Consider the following 22,008-nt stretch of genomic DNA (forward strand, 5'->3'; position numbering starts at 1 on the left):
CTTTCAGGCCGCTGTCGGGCCGGGATGTTGTTCGAGGAAAGCATCCAGTTGCGCAGTCGTGGGCATGGCCGGAGCGCAGCCGGGCTGGCTGACGACGATCGATGCGCAGGCTGAACCGCGCAGAACCGCGTCCTTCAAGGAATGCCCGTCTGCGATCGAGGCCAACAGTCCGGCCATGAAACTGTCTCCGGCACCGTTGGGCTTGACCGCCGTGACCGGATAGATGCCGGTGCGAAACTCTTCGCCGTCTGCCATGGTGATCGCGCCGGCTTCGCCCATCTTGTAGATCACCATCCTGCCCTCAGCGGCCAGTTCGCGAGCCTTGTCCAGCCCTTTTTCGATCCCACCAGCCATGAAGCCAAACTCTTCGTCGTTGCCCACGATCAGGTCGCTCTCGGCGCCAGCGCGGCTCAGCACTTTGGCGGCAACCTCGGGCGACGGCCAGCTATAAGGGCGATAGTCAATGTCGAAGATCACCGGCAGCCCGACCTTGCGGGCGTTTTCAAAAGCGCGAAAGGTGGCCGAACGTGATGGTTCTGCCGCGAACACGGTTCCAGCGGTGATCAACGCTGAATGGGCACCATAATCGACCCGATCCATATCCTCCTCGGTCACCTGAAAATCCACCGCGCCGTTGCGGTAGATCACGTTCTGGAAATCCTCCATGCAGCTTTCATAAACCGCCAGAGACAAACGATACTCGCCGCCCAGCACCCGAATATGAGAGGTGTCCACGCCGTAATGTCTGAGCCGGTTCAACGCGAACCGCCCCACTGCATCGTCGGACACGGAGGTAATCAAAGCCGCCTTGCTCCCCAGTTTGACCAGCCCCGCACAGATATTGGCGGACGATCCGCCCAGATCAGCCCGAAAATGCGCGGCCTCTTCGCTTTTTACGCCCAAAGGATCGGCGAACATATCCATGCCCGCCCGCCCAAAAACGGCAAAGCAGTTGCCTTTGATCCCGTCCATCAGCGCAGACATCAGACGCCCTTCCGTTGCTTGTCTCGGGTACTTTCCCACTCCAGATGGGCCGCGCGCACCTTGTCGTTGTCTGTCACATGTGGCGTGCCGACCTCCCACCATGCGTGGCCTTCGGTGGTCCAGCCCTCATAGGCGTCGACCTTCATGACGATCACGTAGGTCTTGTCGGAGGTTTGCGCACGTTTGAACGCCTCGGCCAATTCGGCGGGGTTTGCAACAGTTTCTGCCGCTGCCCCCATCGCGGTGGCATGGGCTTCGAAGTCCACGCCAAAGGCGTGGGGGATCGTCGGCGCATCGGCAAGCAGGTTGTTGAAGCTTTCGTTGCCGGTGTTGTTCTGCAGCTTGTTGATGACGGCAAAACCGCCATTATCCAGCACCAGCAAGATCATCTTTTTCTGCGTGAGCACCGACGAATAGATATCCGAGTTCAGCATCAGATAAGATCCATCACCGCAAAAGCTGATCGTGTCCCGCTCGGGTTCGCGTTCGCTTTGCGCAATGCGGGCACCCCATGCGCCTGCGATCTCGTATCCCATGCAGGAAAATCCGAACTCCACGTCCACGGTCCCGATATCAAGCGTGCGCCAGTTGGCCGTGACCTCGGCGGGCAATCCGCCGGCTGCGGCCACCACCCGGTCGCGCCGGTCGCAAAGCGCATTCACTACGCCAATCGCCTGGGCATAGGAATTGGGCCGGTTGTCCCCGTAAGAGACGTTGTCCGCGACATAAGCGTCCCACTTGGCGCGTTCTTCCTGCGCGAATGTGATCCATTCTGCCGGAGCGTTGTAACCGGCCACAGCCGCGCCCAGTGCGCCCAGCGACAGCTTGGCATCCCCCACCACCGGCAGCGACATGTGCTTGCCCGCGTCATGGCGCGCCGCATTCACAGAGATAAACCGCGCGTCCTTGGCAAAGGCGGTCCACGATCCGGTGGTAAAGTCCTGCAAACGCGTGCCGACCGCAAGGATCACATCGGCCTTTTGAGCAATGGCATTTGCACTGTCAGAGCCGGTCACGCCGATCGGTCCGATATTGAGCGGATGATCATTAAGCATGTTGGCCCTGCCTGCGATGGTCTCTACCACCGGAATCTGGTGGGTTTCAGCAACCTCGGTCAGCGCGGCCACCGCTTTGGAATATTGCACACCGCCCCCCGCGATGATCATGGGGCGTTCGGCGGCTTTCAGCAGTGCCGCGGCATCGGCAATCTCGTCGGCATCCGGTGTCTGACGCCGAATGCGGTGCACCTTCTTTTCAAAAAACACTGCGGGGTAGTCATAGGTCCAGCCTTGAACATCCTGCGGCAAGCCCAGAAAGGCCGGCCCGCAATCGCCCGGATCCAGCATCGTGGCGATGGCGGCGGGCAGCGACTGGATGATCTGTGCCGGATGGGTGATGCGATCCCAGTAGCGTGTGATCGGTTTGAACGCGTCATTGGCACCAAAGGTGGGGTCGTTGAAATTCTCCATCTGTTGGAGCACCGGATCGGGCAGCCGTGTCAGGAATGTATCACCGCACAGCATGAGCATCGGCAGGCGGTTGGCATGGGCCAGCGCCGATGCCGTGACAAGGTTCAGCGTGCCCGGCCCGGCGCTGGCGGTGCAGAACATGAAGCGTTGGCGCAGCCATTGTTTGGCATAGCCCGCAGCTGCAAAGCCCATGCTCTGCTCGTTCTGACCGCGGTAAAGCGGCAGTTCTTCTTGGTGGTCATAAAGCGCTTCGCCCAGACAGGTAACATTGCCATGGCCGAAAATGCCGAATCCGCCACCACACAGACGCCATTGCTTGCCGTCGATCTCGATGTACTGGTTGGCCAGCCAACGGATGATAGCCTGGGCCGTGGTCAACTTTATTGATTTGTCCGCCACTTGGTTGCTCCTGCCAGATTGCCTTGAAATTCCGCTGTACGAATTGCCGCTTGCACGCATCCGAGTCGCAAGTTACAGCTTTTGCAATCGGTTGCAAATATTTTCCACGCTGAAAAAGAGGACGAGATGAGCGCATTGGGAGTAGGCATTGTGGGCGGCGGCTACATGGGCAAGGCACACTCCGTGGCCATGGCTTCGGTCGGGGCGGTTTTCAACACCAAATTGCGACCAAAACTGGAAATGATCGCCGCATCTTCCGTCGAAAGTGCCGAACGGTATCGCGAGCAATTCGGCTTTTCCCGCGCTGCGCCAAACTGGCAGGCGCTGGTCGCAGATTCGAAGGTTGGCGCCGTCGTCATCGCCTCGCCTCAGGACACGCATCGCGAGATTGCAGAGGCCGCGCTGGCACTGGGCAAGCCGGTGCTGTGCGAAAAGCCCCTGGCGGACACGCTGGAGGACGCCCGCGCCATGGTCGCTGCGGCCAAGGCCGCTGGCGTGGTCAATATGATGGGGTTCAACTATATCCGCACCCCCGCAAGCCAGTTCGTCCGTCAATTGCTTGATGACGGGGCAATCGGCGATGTCACATGGTTTCGCGGCGAACATACCGAGGATTTCCTGGCCGATCAGGCCGTGCCGCACAACTGGCGTTGTGAAGGCATCGCCAATGGCAATATGGGTGATCTGGCGCCGCATCCGATCAATGCGGCGCTGGCTCTGATGGGCCCGATTGCCGAAGTCATGGCCGAGATTGAAACCGTCCATCGCACCCGCCCGGGCGGCGCGGTCACCAATGATGATCACGCACAGATCATGTGCCGCTTTGCCAGTGGCGTGAAGGGCCACATCTATTCCAGCCGCGTCGCAACGGGGCGGAAAATGGGCTACGCCTACGAGATCCACGGAACCAAGGGTGCGATCCGCTTTGATCAGGAGGATCAGAACGCCGTCTGGCTGTACAAGGCAGAGGGGCCCGAAGCGACGCGTGGTTTTACCAAGATCCTGACAGGGCCCGCCCATCCCGATTATGAACCCTTCTGCCTTGGTCCGGGCCATGGCACGGGCTATCAGGACCAGATCATCATCGAGGCCAAGGATTTCTTGACCGCAATCGAAACCGGCGAAGCCCGCTGGCCCACGTTCCGCGACGGACTTGCCGTCGCCGAAGTGATCGACGCCGCATGGCATTCCGCGCAAAACGGGGCATGGGCTCCGGTTACGCAAGACTAAGGAGACCGCAGACATGACCATTCGCATCGGCAACGCCCCCTGTTCCTGGGGTGTTGAATTTGCAGACGATCCCCGCAATCCAGCCTGGCGCACCGTTCTGAAAGAATGTGCCGAAGCAGGATACAAAGGGATCGAGTTGGGCCCCGTGGGATTCATGCCAGAAGACCCTGCCGTGCTGGCCGAGGCGCTGGACGAATGCGATCTGGAACTGATCGGCGGCGTGGTCTTCCGGGCCTTTCACGATCCGGCGCAGTGGGACGACGTGCTGGATGGCACGCACCGCACCTGCAAGGCTCTCAAGGCCCACGGGGCGCAACATCTGGTCCTGATCGATTCCATCTCGGAGCGTCGCGCCCCGACCGCCGGGCGGGCGGGTGAAGCCGAACAAATGGACCCCACCGAATGGACCGCCTATCGCGCCCGTATCGCGGAAGCTGCACGCATCGGATCGCAGGACTACGGGCTGACCGTAGGCATCCATGCCCATGCCGCCGGTTTCATGGATTTCGAACCCGAACTGGAGCGCCTTCTGGATGAGGTCGACAGCGATATCCTCAATATCTGCTTTGATACCGGCCACCATTCATATGCCGGGTTCGATCCCGTGGCCTTTATGCAGCGCCATATCGACCGGATTTCCTATATGCATTTCAAGGACATCAACCCGGCTGTCAAAGCCGATGTCATTGCCAAGCGAACCGGGTTCTATGACGCCTGCGGCCAGGGGATTTTCTGCAATCTGGGTGACGGCGATGTCGACTTCCCCGCTGTGCGCCAGATCCTTCTGGATAACGGCTTTTCGGGGTGGTGTACCGTCGAGCAGGATTGCGACCCCACACTTGACCCCGACCCCGTCGGCGATGCCCGGCTCAATCGCGAATATCTTGAAAGCATCGGCTTCAACTAAGGAACAACGACCATGGCAAAGCTGAAATGGGGTATGATCGGCGGCGGAGAAGGCAGCCAGATCGGGCCGGCACACCGTCTGGGCGCACAGGCTGACGGGCTGTTTGAATTCGTGGCAGGGGCATTGGACCACCGCCCGGATGCCGGGCGCGCATACGCGCAGCGCCTTGGCGTCGCGGCAGATCGTGCCTATGGCGATTGGCAGGAAATGCTGGCGGGCGAAAAGGACCGCGACGACCGGATCGACCTCGTAACCGTCGCCACCCCCAACGCCACACATTTCGAGATCACCAAGGCCTTTCTTGAAGCCGGTTTCAACGTGCTGTGTGAAAAGCCGATGACCATGACAGTGGAGGAGGGTGAGGAAATCGTCCGCGTGGCCGGGAAATCCGGCAAGGTCATGGCCGTGAACTATGCCTATTCCGCCTATCCGATGGTGCGGCAGGCGCGCGCCATGGTCCGCGCCGGTGAGATCGGCAAGGTCCGTTTGGTGGTGAGCAATTTCAGCCATGGTCATCATGCGGATGCCGGCGACGCCGACAATCCGCGCGTCCGCTGGCGCTATGACCCGGTCATGGCAGGCGTGTCCGGTCAATTCGCCGACTGCGGCATTCACGCCATGCATATGGCAAGCTTCATCTGTGATGACGAGGTCGCAAGCCTGTCTGCGGACTTTGCTTCGACCATCGCCTCGCGCACGTTGGAAGATGACGCAATGGTCAATTTCCGCATGTCCGGCGGCACGGTAGGTCGGCTTTGGACATCGTCTGTGGCCATCGGTCGCCAGCACGGGTTCGAAATCCAGATATTTGGCGAAACCGGCGGTTTGAAATGGCACGCGGAACAGCCCAACCAACTGATCTATACCCCACTTGGTGGACGCACCCAGATCATGGAAAAGGGCGAAGGCGGGCTGCATGAGGACGCACAGCGTCTCTCTCGCGTGGCGATTGCTCATCCAGAGGGCTTCCCGCTGGCTGTGGCCAATATCTATTGTGATCTGGCAGATGCAATCCGCGGTGAAACGCGCGATGGCTTGCCCGGCGCTGCGGCTGGCGTGCGGTCCATGGCGGCGGTGCATACCGCGGTGGCCTCGGCCAAGGACGGGGGCGCATGGGTGGACGCAAGACCACCAATGTTTCGTTAAAGCGTTTCGCCCTTAGCCTGAGGCATCAGATAAAGGCGAAACGCCCAAAATATATGAACATTACAGTTCATTTCCCGAGGAGATGTGAGAAAGGTTCTTTGCGAAAAGCTGCAGGCTATTCTGTGCAGCGTGCAGCGCTCGACGATCCCGATATCACACCGCCGTTCGCCCGCATACGATAATGTCGATGCCGATGATATTCGTTTGAGGACCTGCAGAAATCCGACCGAAACTATGCATGACGCCTCTCCCCCGCGCACTCGGCCACTTTTTTCAACTTGATCGCCACAAACGTCCTGTCCAAGCGCACCGGTTCTTTGCTTGGAAGGGCGGATCGTCCGTCATCCATCGCGTTCTGCGATCCATTCGACTTCGGGCGCAAGGACAAATCGCCATTTGCGCAGCGGCCCGGCCATGACGTTGAGGTAATACATGTCAAACCCGTAAGGCGCACCGCACGGGTGGTGGCCGCGCGGGACACAGACGACGTCACCGTCCCTGACCGCCATGGTCTCGTCGAGGCTGCCATCATCGGTATAGACCCGCTGTATCCCGAACCCGTCGGATGGGTTCAGGCGATGGTAATAGGTTTCCTCAAGATAGGTGATACGGGGAAAGTCATCTTCATCATGTCGGTGGCTGGGGAAACTCGACCAGTGACCGTTTGGCGTAAACACCTCGGTCACCAGAAGCGCATCGCAATAATCCTCGGCTTCCATGGCAATATTGTTGATATAGCGCGTATTCGCGCCCGTGCCTCGCTCGGTCAGGGCAATTCCCTCGGGGCCAATCCGGCGTGCCGGATGCCCGCCCTCGCCCGGGGCCGAACAGACCGCGATCACGCAATCGGTTTCCGCCACGGCCTCCCAATCGGTTCCGTTTGGCAGGTAAAGGCAATGGGGCGGGGTTCTTTCGAACACATCCATGCGATCACCCAGAACGCCCCAATCCTGTCCGGCACCTCTGATGCGCGCCTTGCCTTCGACCATGACAAGGATCACTTCACGCGCGCCCGTCTCTTCGGCCACCGTGTCACCTGCGCGCAGGCGATAAAGACCAAAGCCTACGTATGTCCAACCGGCATTTGCAGGGGTTATGTCATGCACCTTGCCATGGGTGCCCGCGGGTCTCTTCAAAAGTTCGGCCATGGCGTCTCCCGATTATGGTAGCCTTTTGTGCTGATTTTCCATCAGAGCCGCCGCAAAATCGGCCTCGCTCATGCTTTCATCAAGCGCGCGCGCGAAAAGCTCTGCCTGACTTTCCGAGGCGAGCCCGCCAATGGGTGGATCGGTATCAAGATTGGTCGGAAACGGATAACCCTCGGCGCAGGCACCGATCACGGCGGCTCGGTCCTGTTCGCCTAGTCCCAGATCGCGCAGCGCCGGATAAAGCGCGCGGGTCATTGCTGTGCGGTCTATGCGCTCAAGGGTGCGGCCCATGGGTGATCCGATCTGCATCAGATTTGCCATGCGATTGATATCCTCCGAAGTATTGTCACCCGCCGCATGAAATAGCGCTGGATTGAAGAACAGCCCGTCACCCTTTTCCAGCGGCGCCTGCACATGGCGCTCTTCGAAAAGCGCGCGGAACGCGGGCAGCAAGGCCGCAACATAACCCGGCCCATACCGTTGCGAGTTTGGCAACAGCTTGGTCGGACCGCTTTCGATGGGCATGTCGCAATGGGCGACCGCCCCTTGCAGGGTCAGGGCCGGTGACAGGCGATGGGCATGGGCGGGAAACGACTGCGCCTGCGCCTCCGTCATGAAGCCAAGGTGATAGTCGCGGTGGCAGGTCTGCGCCTTGCCGCCGGGGCGCACGACGTTGATCTGGTTGGTCATCTGGTACCACGGGCCAAGCCATGCCTCACTTACCGCCGCGATGGCGGGTGCGGCGAAATACCGGGCAAAGACATCAGGGGCCCGCAGACACAGCTTTTGCAAGGAATTCCAAATCCGGTCGTTCGCGCCGCGTTCACCGAAATGATCGCCCCCGCTGCCGCCTGCGCGTTCCTCTTCGATGATCTGCTCGAAGACCGCCGTGGCCTGATCCACGGCCTCCAGATCCGGAACCGCGCCCTTTAGCACGACAACCCCGGACAGGTCACCGAGGACCTGCGCCCATTCTGCCATCAGCGCCTGCCGGTCGGCGCGATTGCCCAGCGCAGCGCTGGTATCAGCAGCCGTGTAAACCGGGATGTTCTGGACGACATCCGAGGCGAACCGCAGGTTTGATGCATCCAGCGGCTCTGAAATCAGCGCCTCGAACGCCTCGATCCTGCAATCGTCGGTCGCATAATACCCTGCCATCATATCTTCCTATCCGGGCTGCACGGCCGCGCCCGTTTCAACGGATTTCAACGCCGCCTCGGCAAGCTCCAGCGCCTTTAACCCGTCAAGTCCGGTGGTCGGCATGTCCGACCCGCTCTCCAAAGCCTGAACAAACGCGGCAATCTCGTTTGCATAGGCAGTCACATAACGGGTCATGAAGAAATTGAGCAGCGGCGGCCGGTGATAGCCAGAGGCGTCCGCGATCTCGATATTGGCCTCATGTGTGTTGCGCGCCGAAACGGACCCGTTTGAGCCGTGCACTTCGATCCGCTGGTCATAACCATAGGCCGCACGGCGCGTGTTGGTGATCGTGCATTGCTTGCCCGAGTCTGTGGTCAGGATCACGTTGACGCTGTCGTAATCGCCCAGCCTGCCGATCTCCGGGTCCGTCAACACCGAGGCGGCGGCCTGTACAGACGTGACCTCTTCCCCCAGAAGCCAGCGTGCGACATCGAAGTCATGGATCATCATGTCGCGAAAAATTCCGCCCGACCGGGTAATGTAGTCATAGGGCGGTGGCCCGGGATCACGAGAGGTGAGCGTGATCATCTCGACCTTTCCGATCCGACCATCATCAATCGCTGCCCTGAGCGCCATGAAATCGGGATCAAACCGACGGTTAAACCCCAGCATCAGACGGCCGCCAGTTGCCTCCACATTCTTTAGGCAGGTGCGCACGCGCGCCACGTTCAGATCTATCGGCTTTTCACAAAAGACAGCCTTGCCCGCCGCCGTGAACTGCTCGATCAGATTCGCGTGGGTGTCGGTCGGAGTGCAGATCACAACGGCGTCCACATCATCGGATGCAGCGATCTGGTCAATCTCGCGAATGTCGCAGTCAAACTCAGCGCGGATCTGCTTGGCCGCCTCGGCCATGGGTTCGGCCACAGCGACAAGTGCGGCGCCGGGCACAGAAGCAACCGCGCGGGCATGAACCTTCCCGATCCGGCCCGCGCCAAGAATGGCTATGCGCAGTGTCATCAGGTTGCAGTCTCCATGTATTCCTCGCCGGTTTTCGCACCGGTGATATAAGACACCACGTCCTCGCCGGTATAATCACCGCTCTTGATATCAAGATCGGCACAAATCCGGCCTCGGCGAAATACGATGATCCGGTCCACAAGATCAAAGACCTGACGCATGTTGTGCGAAATCAGAATGAGCGGCTCATTGGCTTCCTTCAGCGTGCGGATGATGTTTTCCACCTGCGCGGTTTCCTGCACCCCCAGCGCCGCCGTGGGTTCGTCCATGATCGTCAGCTTGGAGTGGAACGATGCTGTGCGCGCAATGGCCACACATTGGCGCTGCCCGCCAGACATGCGTTCGATCGTGTTGCGGATGTTGGGAATTTTCACCCCGGTCCGCTCCAGCGCATCCAGCGTATCCTGCCGCATCGCCTTGTAATCCAGCAAACGGAATGGTCCCAGCCAGTCCCACTTCGTCTTTTCGCGCCCGAGAAACAGGTTGTCCGGCACGTCCAGATGATCGGCCAACGCCAGCGTCTGGAATACAGTTTCAATACCCGCTTCGCGCGCGTCCAGCGGGCCCGCGAAATCCACTTCTTTGCCATAAAGCCAGACCTTGCCACGCGTGCGTTGCTCCACGCCGGTGATCTGGCGGACAAAGGTGGATTTGCCCGCACCATTGTCGCCCATGATGGCGACATGTTCGCCACTCCTGAGCTCGAAATTCGCGCCTTCCAGCGCATGAACCCCGCCATAATGCTTGGTCAGGTCTTCTGTTTTCAGAACAATGTCACTCATGCGACGCCCTCCTCACGCTCGGCTTCTTTGTCGGTACTGGTCCAGAACGACCGCCGCGATGATGATGCTGCCCATGGCCATAAGCTGATAAGAGCCATCGAGTTTGATGTAGGTGAACCCCGAACGGATCACGCCCAGAACCAGTGCGCCCAGAACCGTGCCGATGATCGACCCGCGACCGCCTTGCAGGCTGATCCCGCCGATCACCGCCATGGCGATGGCGAAGAGTTCGTAAAACTCGCCCATGCCGGCCTGTGCGGTCGAGGCTTTCGCGCTCAGCACGATACCCGCAAATGCCGCCAGCATGGATGCGATCATGTAAACCATCACCTTGTGACGTTTGACATTGATCCCCGACATGCGGGCCGCCTCTTCGTTTGATCCAATGGCATAGGTGTGCTTGCCATAGACGGTGTAGCGCATGATCAAATGGAAGATGATCGCCAGCAGGACGAACCAGACCACGGGCATCATACCCGAGCCGATAAAGGCGAATTGCTCGGTCGGGAAAGATACCGGATTACCGCCCGACCACCATAGCGCGATGCCACGGCAAACCAGGAACATACCCAGCGTCGCGATGAAGGGCGGAATTCGCAGAACGGCGATGAAGGTGCCGTTTATCGCGCCTATCAAGGCACCAAAGGCTAACCCAATAACGATGGGTATAAAGACAGGCAGGTCCATGGCCCAGGGGCCAAAGAGAGCCTTGGGGTTGGGGTTGCCATTGACCAACTCGGTCTGCGCAAAGCTCATCGCGATCATGGCCGTTGCCGCGACCAGCGGGCCGGAGGAAAGATCAATCCCCGCCGTGATGATCACCTGCGTGACGCCCAAAGCGATGATACCGATGACCGCGACTTGCAGAATGATAATCTGCAAACGGGCTTCGTTGAAAATGCTGTCAAAGCGGTCTTTTGTGTCAAACAGGAAGCTTTGTCCGCGCATATAGGGTGCAAGTTGGCCGATGAGCTCGAACACGACGATGATGATGATCAACGCCAGCAGGATGTTCATCTCGTTTGGCCAGGTTCTTTTGGATTTGTCGAAGGTCAGACCGCCGGTGCCGTGGCTGGTATCTGCCATGCTCGCCTCCTGTTCCTTAAAGAAGTTGAAGGGCGGCGCGCAGCCACGCCACCCCAGTTGTTTGGAAGCTTAGTTCTTGTCGAGGAACTCGTCCATGTTCTCAGGCGTCACCAAAACGAAGGGAATGTAGACTTTCGAGTCCACTTTTTCGCCTGCGATCAGCTTGAGTGCGGCATCAATCGAGCCGGTGCCCTGACCCACGGAATCCTGAAAGACCGTGACGTCATAGTCGCCCGCTGCCATCACAACCAGCGCGTCCTGCGACGCGTCAACACCGCCGACCTGAACGTCGGCCATGTCCATGCCGCTCGCTTTCATGGCCTGGATCGCACCGATAGCCATCTCGTCGTTGTTGGCCAGAACGAAGTCAAACGGCTCGCCCGACGACATCCAGTTGGTCATAAGATCCTGTGCTTCATCGCGCGACCAGTTTGCAGGCTGTTCGTCGATGATTTCCATGAAGTTGCACATGTCCATGCCGATCACGTCGTGCACGTCTTTCGAGCGCTGGACAGCAGCCTGGTTCGAAAGCTGACCGTTCATCAGGTAGCCCCGCGCGCCGTTGCCTTTGCCCGCAGCACGCAGATTTTTGCAGACCTCAAAGGCTGAAAGCGTACCGGATTCGATTTCATTGGACGCCACGAACGCTTGGGTTGGCGGCAGTTCGTTCACGTTGTCCGGCTCGCGGTTTACATAGACCAGCGGCACATTGCCAGCCGCAGCGGACACGGCTGCACCTGCGGAAGTGTCCACGATGTTCACGATGATCGCGTCCGCGCCATTGGCGACGAAGTTTTTCACCTGGTCGATTTGCTTGGCCAGATCGTCGGTTGCGTCGACCTGCTGGTATGACAGGCCGTCGATTGTGCCTGCATATTCGGTCATGCCATTGCGCAGGACGGTCAGCCAGTTGTCGTCGAACCGCGAGAAGGTCGCGCCGATTTCCTGAGCCATTGCGCCTGTCGCAGTCAATGCCATCAAGCTTGCTGCAATTAGAGTCTTTTTCATTTTGTTTCCTCCCAAAATTGGTGTCCGGTACACCCGTTATCTCACCGGATGGCCCCCATCAGGGCAATTCACCCCCGCGCCATGCAGCTATGCCCTGCACATGCGAAGATACGAAATTCATGGATTTTCCGGTTGCGCCTTCCATCTGCCCCACAAGGGCTTCTGCGTCCGACAGGCACGGATCATCGCGGACCTCAAGCCACACCATATCCAGACACGCCGCAGCATCGACGTATTCGCCGACAGACACGTTGGTCATCGTGTCTTGGTTCAACCCGAAGTCGAGCATGTCTCTCCCTGTCCGTCCGTGTTCGCGTTCTTTTGTCCGAGAATCTTGCGACGTGCCCAGAGTGCGTTTAACCCACCGCCCGCGTCAACAGGTTTTTGCAATCGGTTGCAAAAGTTCTACTCTCAACTGATTTCAGCCGCCAGATTTCGGGGATTGGATTCGACGCCTGCCCCGCTATCCGGCAAGTTTGCCCCAAAGCAGGAGGATCATCAGGATACATAAGAAGGCAGATACCCAGCGCGCGGCGCGGTGGTTTGCATCCGATGGCCAAGGTCGTAAACGGTCGTCCCAGTGAGATGGCCTTGCGAGGGATTTCCACGGGGACGAAGCTATTACCGAACTCTTCGCCTCTGGTGCCTACTAAGCGTTGGTCGCTCTCCCGAAAGTTTCAAAGGCCAAACGGTCCGTCAGCGCGGGCTGGTGCTGACGATGGATATGCTGCCCGCAGGCTTCCACCGACAAACAAGACATCTTTCATGAATTACATCTCTTTTGTGTTACAGGCGGGGTGAGCAGCCCCATCCCGAAACAGTAAAACGCGTCGCAAGCACATCGGTGGAATTGCCGCCCACAAATACGTCAAAGGCGCTGGCGTCCTGAACCCAGTCCCGGGTGGCCGCGCTCCAATAGCGGAGTTCATCCGGCCCAAGCGTTAAACTCACCGTCTCTGTCGCACCTGCGGCGATCGTCACGCGGCGGAAGCCCTTGAGCTCTTTAACAGGGCGCGCGGAGGTGCCGAAGCGCTGGTGAATATAAAGCTGCACGACTTCATCGGCATCTACATCCCCCGTATTTGACACATCAACCGACACTTGAAGCGTATCACCTACAGCCATTCCATCCGCCGATAGCCGCAGATTATCATAGGCGAAGGTGGTATAGCTCAGACCGTAGCCGAATGGATAAAGCGGGGTGTTTGGATTGTTCCAATACCGCATCTCGGCCTCTTGCGGCTTGAAAGAGCGCAGATGGGCATAGGGCAGTGGAACCTGACCGATGTTGCGCGGCCAGTTATAGGGCAGCTTACCGCCCGGCACTGCATCTCCGAAGAGCAGGTTCGCCACCGCTTCACCCCCACGGGTGCCGGGATACCAGATCATCAAACTGGCATCGGTCTGCGCACCTTTGAGGTCTACAGGCCGTCCCGTCATGATCAAAAGAACCGTGGGCGTGCCCGTGGCCAGCACCGCCTCAAGCAGTTCCTGCTGACGCCCCGGCAGATCAAGCGTATCCCGCGAGGCGTTTTCGCCAATCATGATCTCCGCTTCGCCCAGCACCAGCACAGCGACCTCGGCCTCATTGGCCATTTTCACAGCGCGGGCAATCTCGGCGTCATCGTCCAGCTCGGGCCGAGGCGCCTGTACGGTGAAGGGATTTTCAAAGATCGACTGGTGCAGGCGCTTTGGGACCGTCACGCCGGGGGCGTGATCGACGCGCGTGCCGTTGCCGACCGCGTCGCGGATACCCGCAAGCATTGTCACCGTCTCACTGTCATCCTGCTCAAATATCCACGGGCCGGAGGTATCGCGGGCGGCATCGGCAAAGGGTCCGATGACCGCGATGGAGCCGATATCGCGCGACAGTGGAAGCAAATCGCCTTCGTTGCGCAGCAAGACGGCAGAGCGTTCGGCGGCACGTCTTGCCACATCTCGATGTGCGGGGGTGTCCAGAATGCGCAACGCCTCACCTTGATCGACATAAGGGTTGTCAAACAGACCCATGCGGAACTTTATCATCAGCACGCGGCGCACCGCGGTGTCGAGTTGCCCCTCAGTGATGCGGCCCCCCTCCAGCGCCTTGGGCAGTGTGGTATAGGCAGCATCCGAGCCCGATGGCGGAGCCATTTCCATGTCGATGCCGGCTGTCAGTGCCCGCACCGCCGCATCTTCGAGGTCGGAAGCATAGTGGTGGGTTTCCAGATCGGCTGCCGCGCCCGCATCAGTCACGACGAAACCGTCAAACCCCCAGGTATCGCGCAGCACGTCCGTCAGCAGCCACTTATTACCAGAGGCCGGCACACCGTTCAGGCCCATATAGGCGCTCATTATATTGCCTGCGCCTGCGTCGATGGCGGCCTTGAAGGGTGGCAAGTGAATGTTCCACAACTCATTGTCGGACAGGTCCGCCTCATCATAGTCGCGCCCGCCAAGTGAGGCGCCATAGCCTGCAAAATGCTTTGGCCCGGCAATCACGCGACCGGGTGCTCCGATGCGTTCCCCCTGAAAACCGCGGACCTGCGCGACAGCTATGACAGAGCCCAGATATGGGTCCTCGCCCGCGCCTTCGATCATCCGGCCCCACCGCGGGTCGCGTGCGATATCCACCATCGGTGCGAAGGTCCAGTGCAGGCCGATGGCGCGGGCCTCTGCCGCAGCGACGGCCTGGGCATCCTCGGCGACCTGCGGGTCCCAGCTTGCTGCCATTGCCAGCGGCACGGGCATCACGGTGCGGAACCCGTGAATGACGTCGTAGCCAAAGAGGACAGGGATACCCAGACGGCTTTCTTCGACCGCGATGTGCTGCAACCTGTCGATCTCGTCCGCCTTCTTGACGAAGAGCAATGAGCCAGCACGCCCTGCACGCAATTCCGTCTCAATCTTTTCCAGCGCGGGCTCGTTGCCGGGAAAGGTAAAATACTGGGTCAGCTGACCAGCCTTTTCGGCGACCGTCATCTTGGCCATTAGCGCCGCGACGCGATCTCCGATTTCAGCATCGCTGAGCGGGGTGCTGGACATGTGCATTCTCCGTCATGTTTGTGGGGCCAGTAAAAGGCCAAAGTCGAGTTGTCGCAAGATCTGCGCAGGCCCCACAGCAGCATAGCAGGGCCTATGGTTTCTCAGCCGCCAAGATGCAGCAGGATCAGAACCGTATCACGCGTTCGGGCTTCGGGGTTGCAAAGACAGCCTCACCCGGCTGAAAGGTGCGGTGCCCTTCAACACGCGCGAGGAAATTGCCAAGGCGGTCATTCGATAGATGCATGGTGTTATCTGCGCCCAGACGTTCCACATGGCGCACGGCACCGGGCCATTTACCTTCGGTTGCGGACAGCTCGACATGTTCCGGCCGGATGCCATAGGCCTTATCCGCGCCCAGTTCCTTGGCGATTTCGCCCTCGAAAAGATTCATCTTCGGACTTCCGATGAACCTGGCCACGAATGGTGTCGCGGGGTTGTCGTAAAGCTCCATCGGGGATTCCGACCTGTTCGATCTTGCCGCCGTTGAGAACACCGTTCTTGTCGGCCATGGTCATCGCCTCGACCTGATCGTGGGTGACGTAAATCATCGTCGCGCCCAGACGTGCGTGCAGTTCTGTCAGTTCGATCCGCATTTGTGACCGCAATGCAGCATCAAGGTTTGAAAGCGATTCATCAAACAGAAAGACCTTCAGGTTGCGCACGATGCAACGTCCGATAGCGACCCGCTGCCGTTGCCCGCCTGACAATGCTTTTGGCTTACGATCCAAGAGCGCCTCAAGCTGAAGGACCTTGGCGACCTCATCCGCAGAAGCATGGATTTGTCACAGCCCGAAGGCCCTACGAAGACGCAAAATTCACCGGGTTCGATGGACAGGTCGATACCCTTGATGACCTCGACACTAGGGCAGCATGTCGGATACCGCGCGTGGCACGTCAGCCGGAATATCGCAGTCGTCGATCAGATAAGGACCAGCCGTACCGTTAGTTGCCACGGTCAATTCACAGGCTTCCTCGGATGGCAGGAAGTTCAGGAACCCTTTCGCTGCTTCGATATTTTCGCTGCTCTGCGGAACAAAGGCACCCTGCGAAATCCAGACCGTCAGGCCATTTTCAGCACTGTCGCCGGGCTAGGCAAAGAAACCTACATCATTTATCAGGTCGAGGCTATTCTGCTGGATCGTTGCAACAGCAAAGGTCAGCATTGGGTAATGCACACCCTCACCGGTGGCCACCATCCGTATCCCGTCTTCCAGCACAGCCGCACCGAAGTCTTCATGCAGATAGCCGGACTAATTGACTTCCTGCAGGCGGGCAAAACCACCACGCGCGGCAGGCGTGGCTGCAAACTTTGCTTCGTTATTCGTAAAGGAATCCGCGAACCCGGATCCGATACTATGATACCCTTTTCATACTCTCTTCCTTCTGCTCCGGGGTCCTCGGTGGCCGCATTCAACTGTTCGAGACGATGAGGAGAGACGGTGCTGGCTTGCTAGCAAACGTGGTCAAGCCACAAGGCTCAGACGCCATACACCGCCCCGTCAGCAACCTCGGCGAAGGCGGCTGACGGGGGCTGACGGGGGCAACATAGCAAACCACAGATAACGAAGGATCAGGACCCCAGCGCAGCGCCTCGGCCAACGCGCCGATGATCATATCGGTTCGACGATCTTCCGGTCCCAGCATCTGATTGGTCAGGAAGGCGATCCCAATCTCGTGTTCGGGGTCCACGAATGATAGCCGTCCACCTGCACCGCCGTGGGCGAAACTGCGATCTGTCGGGAAGGTCAGCTGCTCTGACGATAACTGGAACCCGACACCCCAACGGCCATACGGTGGTGGCGCGTCAAAGTATGTTGGCCCTTCCGAGACTGTCTGCGTCGCCGCCTTACGCGTTGGATCATTCAAAAACCGGACATCTGCGGTTTCTGTCACACAGGCCGACATGATGCGCGCAAGGCCCCGTTGAAACCGCCATCTTCGGTGACAAGGCATTCCGGCATTGCTGCACCCAGCGTTATTGTACGGTAGGGCCCATAAATCCCTTCCCCGACATTCTTTTCACGCTCTGCTTTGGCGACCACTTCCATCCCCGGCATGGCGACAGAAGGCGCCACGCGTGGCAATTCGGATGCGGGGACTCCGACCCAGACGTCCGCCCCGAGCGGTGTTGTGACAAGTGTCGAAAGATACTGGCCCGGCATCTGTCCGGTAATACGGCGGATCACCTCACCCGCCAACCGGCCATGCGTGATCAAATGATAGGTATAGGTTGTCCCTGGCGCCCAAAGCGGCGCCTGTGTAGCGAAAAGTTTCGTAACATAGTCCCAATCAGTCGCCTCTTACGCGGTGATCGGCACCGCCAACCCCGGCAAACCCGCGCAGTGGCCCAGCAACTCTGCCACTGTGATCGTTTCTTTCACCGCAGCAGCGAATTCCGGCCAACCTCGGCCACCTTTGTATCGAATGAGAGGCAACCGTCTTGCCCAAGACGGGCGATGAGAACCAACATCAGTCCCTTGTTGCAGGAGAACATCAGCGTCAGCGTATCAGCCGCCCAAGCCGTGCCGTCACGGGCGTCCGCGACCCCGCCCCAAAGATCCACGACCTGTTTACACTGTTGGTAGACGCAAAGGGCACCCCCACATACCGGGATGCGTCGCGAGGATGTCGTCGAAAACCGCCGAGAGACCGGAAAATCGCTCGGTTGTGTATGGCGTGTTCATAATGGGCCTCTTTTCAAATCTGAGGGCAAATATCGAAGCAGCGGGCAAGGCACTAGGCCGCTTGCTGCAACCACGCTTTGGCATATGCATGCAGCGGCGGCGGAGCCGAACTGAAAGTTGCTTCATCCTTTCCCAAACCGTGTTTGAGGTCAGGGTTGGCGAGCAAGGCCGCCCCGTGGCTCGTTCCTGTTGCACCGTTGGCCACGGTCACGGGACATCCGGTCGCGGCGACAAGCATCTGACAATAGGCGGTGTTCCTTGCAAACGGCCCCTCGACGACAATTGGACCGGTGTGCCCGATCAGATTGAGACAGGTCGCGGTCATCATCGCCAGATAGAAGCTTGCGGCCACTGTCCTTGCTCCGGTTCCGAGGCGTGGCTCCGGACCAGACCATCGCGCTGGCCAGCCAGAAAAAGGACCCGAGTCCGTAACGATCGCAGGCATCAGCATAATCTGCTCCGACAGCACGTGGCTGACATCTGCTTCGGTCGGTTCTGCATATTGACCGGAAATCAGGATCTCGAATTCGCGCCCACCCATGAAACGGGCTGATGGGACAGGATCGCCAATTGCGCTGACGTTGATCAGCGTGTCGCGTGCGGGATCGAGTGATCGCGCACGACTGCCCACGGCCATCGCGATAACCCATGTCCCTGTTGACACCACAGAAAAGGGTGCCGCGCGCCCAAGAATGTGTGGCAACAGCGAGGCGTTGGAATCGTGAATACCACAATAGACCGGCGTTTCGGGATGCAGCCCGGTGCGCGCGGCAATCTCTGGCAGAATTGGCCCCAGTACATCGGACGCCGGACGCGCAGGTGCCATCTTGCCTGCAAGCCCGAGGCGATCCACGAGCAACGAGAACTTTCGCGCGTCAGGGTTCCAAAGGTCGGTATGACAGCCAAGCGATGACACGTCGCTTGCACTGATACCCGTCAACCTGAAGCCCCAGTATTGCGGATAAGTCAAAACTGTCGCCACGCGATCTCTTAAGCCGGGATCGGTCGCGAACATCCAGTAAAGCTGCGCCCCAAGGTTCAGCCCCATCGGCAAGCGCGGCGAACCGGTTTCTGCGAAATCGGGACGGATCGCGTCATATCCGATCGCCAGATCATCCGGCCCGTTGAATTCGTATTCAAGTATCGGGGCCGCCAATTGGCCATCGGCCTCCAATAACGCCCCACAAGCGCCATGTGTCGTCACTGTAATCGCTGCCACACCGTAAGCACGGTGAAACTGCGCCAGACTCTCCAGCAAAAAGGCCCAGTGACCCTCCACATCAAAATGGGGCCACGGCGGTCCTGACAAGACGGTGTTAGGTCGCGTGAGTACCGCAACCTCGGACATTGTTTGCAAATCGACAAGCGCAAGCTTGGCATTGGTCTTGCCGATATCGATGACAGCGATGTGTGTCATGGCATGGATGCGTTTGTTTCAGGTTTCACCCCGAATAGAACGCGCTGCATTTGAGGGGACTTGGCAGTAAATGCGCCTACCCGTCGCTGGCCGAAAGCAACCAGTCCGTGATCATCTTCCATACCGTCGGATCGCGGCCAAATTCTCGACATATATTGGGTGACCCTACATTGGTTCGCTTCGCGGCGATGGTTTCCGCCACGCACGCGGCACGCCTTGTTTTGGATATGCAGTGTCGCAATATCGCGGCGGCTTCTTGCCTCTGACGCGCCTGTCAGCGAGCAAAGATCAATCACGCCAACAAATCGGCGATACTGAACAGCGGACAAAATCCCTGTATGTTGTTCTGTCTCGTGCAATTCATTCTCCGCTCGATGCCAAATCCTGCGAAAATTCTGAAGATATGTCAATCACAACCCATCAATACCGATCATATATACCCACATAATGATTGCTTATGGTTGTATCTGATTGGCATTCCTCTGCGGAGATTGAAGCGCCAGATGCTCAAGACCGTTCAGAACAATTACTTGAAAACCTATGGGACGACAGTGCTGCCTCCATGATGTCTGAATCGGAAAAAGCTTCTTTATGGCTCCAACCTGTTGGGGGCGGACAAACGGATCACCAATGACGGCGGCGGGAACACATCTGCAAAGGTGACGGGGCGTGACCCGCTGAATGGGAATGACGTCGCGGTGCTTTGGCTCAAGGGCTCTGGCGGCGACATCGGTTCAATCAAGATGGACGGTTTTGCCACGCTCGACATAGACAAACTGAACGCGCTCAAAGAAATTTATCGCAGCATGGATCTCGAGGACGAAGCGGCATCTCAGTCCACCGGCAATCACACGGGTCGCGCCCGCACACCGGACGAACTGCGGGCGGATCTGGAATTCGCTCATGGCCATATCCCGCGCAAATAGCGGCTGAACCTGCATGCGATCTATATGCATACCGACGAAACGCCGGTCCAGCGTAGTCGATCCGTCGAAGCAAAAGGCAGAAGAGCGGGCGCGCAGTCTAGAGACTTGTCTCAGTCAACACGGACAGGACGCATGCCTTTCCAGAAAGCGTCCGATCAAATTATGGGGCTGCATGCACAGGGGACTAACACTCCAAAATATCGTAGAATGTTAAAGCCGAACGCTTGATCGGCGGCGAGGTATCTCCCAGCACTTCACATTGCGCAGATACCAGAAGCACATCTCAAGGCCCCGAGTCTGCCAATTGGTCGTCGCCTGCACAAACCAATCCGCATTCACGGTCATCTCCTGCCTCTGCGATGGCCCTACCGCTCTTTTCTAAGGGCTTCCATCGCCTTGATCTGCGACAAGCATGGTTATTCCATGCACAAGCGGCACATGCTGCCGAGATGATGTGAAATCACCGCTCACGGAGCAGGATTAATAGGTCCTGACCTCAAGTCGGCTTCAATCATGGACGCCGCTGCATTATCGAGCGCGACGCTTGATCCATCTATCGACGGCCCTTTCAAACCAAGTTATTCGACACTTTGTCAGGGGCGCACACCAGATTGGCGGTGCGCTACCAATAATCCCTTGCCACATCGCCCTAACCCTCCTATACGGCCCACTTCTACACCCACTCCACCGGAGAATCGGGTCACGCACGTGTGCGGCCTGCCGGTGATGTTGACAAAGGAATATGGCGATGGATGCCAAAGAACTGCGGGACAAGACGCCCGACCAGCTTCGTGAAGAGCTGGTGAACCTGAAAAAAGAATCTTTCAACCTGCGTTTCCAGCAAGCGACTGGCCAGCTTGAAAACACTGCTGGTATTCGTGCGGCCCGCCGCAACGCTGCCAAAGTGAAAACCATTCTGAACGAAAAAGCAGCTGCCGCTGCATCGGAGGCTTAACCTATGCCTAAGCGTATCCTTGCAGGGGTTGTCACAAGCAACCAGAACGAACAGACGGTCACAGTATCGGTCGAGCGTCGTTTCAAGCACCCGCTGCTTCAGAAAACCGTGCGTAAGTCCAAGAAGTACCGCGCGCACGACGAAAACAACACATTCAACGTGGGCGACCAGGTCCGCATCCAGGAATGTGCACCAAAATCAAAAACGAAACGCTGGGAGGTTATTGCTTCCTAAGCAATAACACCCGGTTCAAACGAAACCCTGGGCCCCCGGACAGAAATCGGGACTTGCTCATAGGTCGGAAGGAAACCAAATGATCCAGATGCAGACCAATCTGGATGTTGCTGACAACAGCGGCGCACGCCGTGTTCAGTGCATCAAGGTTCTGGGTGGTTCTCACCGTCGTTACGCCAGTGTTGGAGACATCATTGTCGTTTCGGTGAAGGAAGCCATTCCACGTGGTCGCGTAAAGAAAGGTGACGTCCGTAAGGCCGTCGTCGTACGCACCGCCAAAGAAGTACGCCGCGAAGATGGCACAGCCATCCGCTTTGACAGCAACGCGGCTGTCATCCTCAACAACAACAACGAGCCGATCGGTACACGTATCTTTGGCCCAGTTGTGCGTGAGTTGCGTGGCAAGAACTTCATGAAGATTATCTCGCTTGCGCCGGAGGTCCTGTAAT

General features: G+C 58.6%; 21 protein-coding genes and 3 pseudogenes. 8 read left to right on the forward strand and 16 right to left on the reverse strand.

Annotation, left to right across the window (positions count from 1 at the left end):
* Positions 1-3: 3 nt before the first annotated feature.
* Both C8N45_RS13075 and iolD read right to left on the reverse strand, forming a co-directional pair.
* Complete coding sequence (locus tag C8N45_RS13075) at positions 4-984, reverse strand: PfkB family carbohydrate kinase (RefSeq protein WP_108386693.1); 981 nt, start codon at positions 982-984, stop codon at positions 4-6.
* Positions 984-2,852, reverse strand: a complete 1,869-nt coding sequence (iolD, locus tag C8N45_RS13080; RefSeq protein WP_245882661.1) for a 3D-(3,5/4)-trihydroxycyclohexane-1,2-dione acylhydrolase (decyclizing) — start codon at positions 2,850-2,852, stop codon at positions 984-986. Before iolD ends, C8N45_RS13075 begins: the two co-directional genes overlap by 1 nt.
* 126 nt (positions 2,853-2,978) lie before the next feature.
* Between iolD and C8N45_RS13085 the strand changes: the two genes are divergently transcribed.
* From C8N45_RS13085 to C8N45_RS13095, 3 genes are read left to right on the forward strand one after another with little or no spacing between them, the layout of a single operon-like run.
* Complete coding sequence (locus tag C8N45_RS13085) at positions 2,979-4,082, forward strand: Gfo/Idh/MocA family protein (RefSeq protein WP_108386777.1); 1,104 nt, start codon at positions 2,979-2,981, stop codon at positions 4,080-4,082.
* Between the two features lie 13 nt (positions 4,083-4,095).
* Positions 4,096-4,989, forward strand: coding sequence for a TIM barrel protein (locus C8N45_RS13090; protein WP_108386695.1), 894 nt, complete (start codon positions 4,096-4,098; stop codon positions 4,987-4,989).
* 12 nt (positions 4,990-5,001) lie between these two features.
* On the forward strand, positions 5,002-6,135 hold the full coding sequence (locus C8N45_RS13095) for a Gfo/Idh/MocA family protein (protein WP_108386696.1): 1,134 nt from the start codon (positions 5,002-5,004) through the stop codon (positions 6,133-6,135).
* 341 nt (positions 6,136-6,476) lie between these two features.
* Here C8N45_RS13095 and iolB read toward each other — a convergent pair whose 3' ends face one another.
* The 9 genes and pseudogenes from iolB to C8N45_RS13140 form a co-directional block, all read right to left on the reverse strand.
* On the reverse strand, positions 6,477-7,283 hold the full coding sequence (gene iolB / locus C8N45_RS13100) for a 5-deoxy-glucuronate isomerase (RefSeq protein WP_108386697.1): 807 nt from the start codon (positions 7,281-7,283) through the stop codon (positions 6,477-6,479).
* A gap of 12 nt (positions 7,284-7,295) precedes the next feature.
* Complete coding sequence (locus C8N45_RS13105) at positions 7,296-8,441, reverse strand: phytanoyl-CoA dioxygenase family protein (protein WP_245882662.1); 1,146 nt, start codon at positions 8,439-8,441, stop codon at positions 7,296-7,298.
* A 9-nt stretch (positions 8,442-8,450) separates the two neighbouring features.
* Positions 8,451-9,443, reverse strand: coding sequence for an inositol 2-dehydrogenase (iolG, locus tag C8N45_RS13110; RefSeq protein WP_108386699.1), 993 nt, complete (start codon positions 9,441-9,443; stop codon positions 8,451-8,453).
* The gene (locus tag C8N45_RS13115) at positions 9,443-10,225 is read right to left on the reverse strand and encodes an ATP-binding cassette domain-containing protein (RefSeq protein WP_108386700.1); all 783 of its coding nucleotides are present in this window, start codon (positions 10,223-10,225) and stop codon (positions 9,443-9,445) included. The genes iolG and C8N45_RS13115 overlap by 1 nt, the downstream gene beginning before the upstream one ends.
* Positions 10,226-10,237: 12 nt before the next feature.
* Positions 10,238-11,311 (reverse strand): ABC transporter permease, encoded by a 1,074-nt coding sequence (locus tag C8N45_RS13120; RefSeq protein WP_108386701.1) that lies wholly within the window; start codon positions 11,309-11,311, stop codon positions 10,238-10,240.
* A gap of 69 nt (positions 11,312-11,380) precedes the next feature.
* Positions 11,381-12,319, reverse strand: coding sequence for a substrate-binding domain-containing protein (locus C8N45_RS13125; RefSeq protein ID WP_108386702.1), 939 nt, complete (start codon positions 12,317-12,319; stop codon positions 11,381-11,383).
* A gap of 58 nt (positions 12,320-12,377) precedes the next feature.
* Positions 12,378-12,608, reverse strand: a complete 231-nt coding sequence (locus C8N45_RS13130; protein ID WP_114427832.1) for a hypothetical protein — start codon at positions 12,606-12,608, stop codon at positions 12,378-12,380.
* Positions 12,609-13,105: 497 nt separating this feature from the next.
* On the reverse strand, positions 13,106-15,343 hold the full coding sequence (gene bglX, locus C8N45_RS13135) for a beta-glucosidase BglX (protein ID WP_211095469.1): 2,238 nt from the start codon (positions 15,341-15,343) through the stop codon (positions 13,106-13,108).
* 124 nt (positions 15,344-15,467) lie between these two features.
* Positions 15,468-16,241, reverse strand: a pseudogene (locus C8N45_RS13140) (ABC transporter ATP-binding protein).
* Here C8N45_RS13140 and C8N45_RS13145 point away from each other — a divergent pair.
* Positions 16,192-16,773, forward strand: coding sequence for a hypothetical protein (locus tag C8N45_RS13145; RefSeq protein ID WP_133175978.1), 582 nt, complete (start codon positions 16,192-16,194; stop codon positions 16,771-16,773). The pseudogene C8N45_RS13140 and the gene C8N45_RS13145 overlap by 50 nt on opposite strands.
* Here the strand turns inward: C8N45_RS13145 and C8N45_RS24120 are convergent.
* The 5 genes and pseudogenes from C8N45_RS24120 to C8N45_RS24125 form a co-directional block, all read right to left on the reverse strand.
* Complete coding sequence (locus C8N45_RS24120) at positions 16,754-17,296, reverse strand: serine hydrolase (protein ID WP_108386706.1); 543 nt, start codon at positions 17,294-17,296, stop codon at positions 16,754-16,756. The genes C8N45_RS13145 and C8N45_RS24120 overlap by 20 nt on opposite strands.
* Positions 17,233-17,625, reverse strand: a pseudogene (locus C8N45_RS23920) (serine hydrolase domain-containing protein); the annotation flags it as partial. The gene C8N45_RS24120 and the pseudogene C8N45_RS23920, both read right to left, overlap by 64 nt.
* Before the next feature lie 95 nt (positions 17,626-17,720).
* Positions 17,721-17,957 carry a serine hydrolase domain-containing protein gene (locus C8N45_RS23925; RefSeq protein WP_108386708.1) on the reverse strand — a complete coding sequence of 79 codons (237 nt, stop codon included), beginning with the start codon at positions 17,955-17,957 and terminating at the stop codon, positions 17,721-17,723.
* A gap of 122 nt (positions 17,958-18,079) precedes the next feature.
* Entirely contained in the window at positions 18,080-19,444 is a 1,365-nt protein-coding gene (locus tag C8N45_RS13165; RefSeq protein ID WP_181868940.1) for an FGGY-family carbohydrate kinase, read from the reverse strand.
* Positions 19,441-19,854 carry a DeoR family transcriptional regulator gene (locus tag C8N45_RS24125; RefSeq protein ID WP_375342470.1) on the reverse strand — a complete coding sequence of 138 codons (414 nt, stop codon included), beginning with the start codon at positions 19,852-19,854 and terminating at the stop codon, positions 19,441-19,443. The genes C8N45_RS13165 and C8N45_RS24125 overlap by 4 nt, the downstream gene beginning before the upstream one ends.
* A gap of 152 nt (positions 19,855-20,006) precedes the next feature.
* On the opposite strand from C8N45_RS24125, the pseudogene C8N45_RS13175 reads away from it, so the two are divergent.
* From C8N45_RS13175 to rplN, 4 genes and pseudogenes are all read left to right on the forward strand, one after another.
* A pseudogene (locus C8N45_RS13175) lies at positions 20,007-20,367 on the forward strand (bifunctional rhamnulose-1-phosphate aldolase/short-chain dehydrogenase); the annotation flags it as partial.
* 751 nt (positions 20,368-21,118) lie between these two features.
* The gene (gene rpmC, locus C8N45_RS13180; protein ID WP_108386778.1) at positions 21,119-21,325 is read left to right on the forward strand and encodes a 50S ribosomal protein L29; all 207 of its coding nucleotides are present in this window, start codon (positions 21,119-21,121) and stop codon (positions 21,323-21,325) included.
* 3 nt (positions 21,326-21,328) lie between these two features.
* Entirely contained in the window at positions 21,329-21,559 is a 231-nt protein-coding gene (gene rpsQ, locus C8N45_RS13185; RefSeq protein ID WP_108386711.1) for a 30S ribosomal protein S17, read from the forward strand.
* A gap of 79 nt (positions 21,560-21,638) precedes the next feature.
* Positions 21,639-22,007 carry a 50S ribosomal protein L14 gene (gene rplN / locus C8N45_RS13190; protein WP_108386712.1) on the forward strand — a complete coding sequence of 123 codons (369 nt, stop codon included), beginning with the start codon at positions 21,639-21,641 and terminating at the stop codon, positions 22,005-22,007.
* Position 22,008: the final 1 nt, after the last annotated feature.

This window comes from Yoonia sediminilitoris (genome assembly GCF_003058085.1).
Lineage (GTDB): Bacteria > Pseudomonadota > Alphaproteobacteria > Rhodobacterales > Rhodobacteraceae > Yoonia > Yoonia sediminilitoris.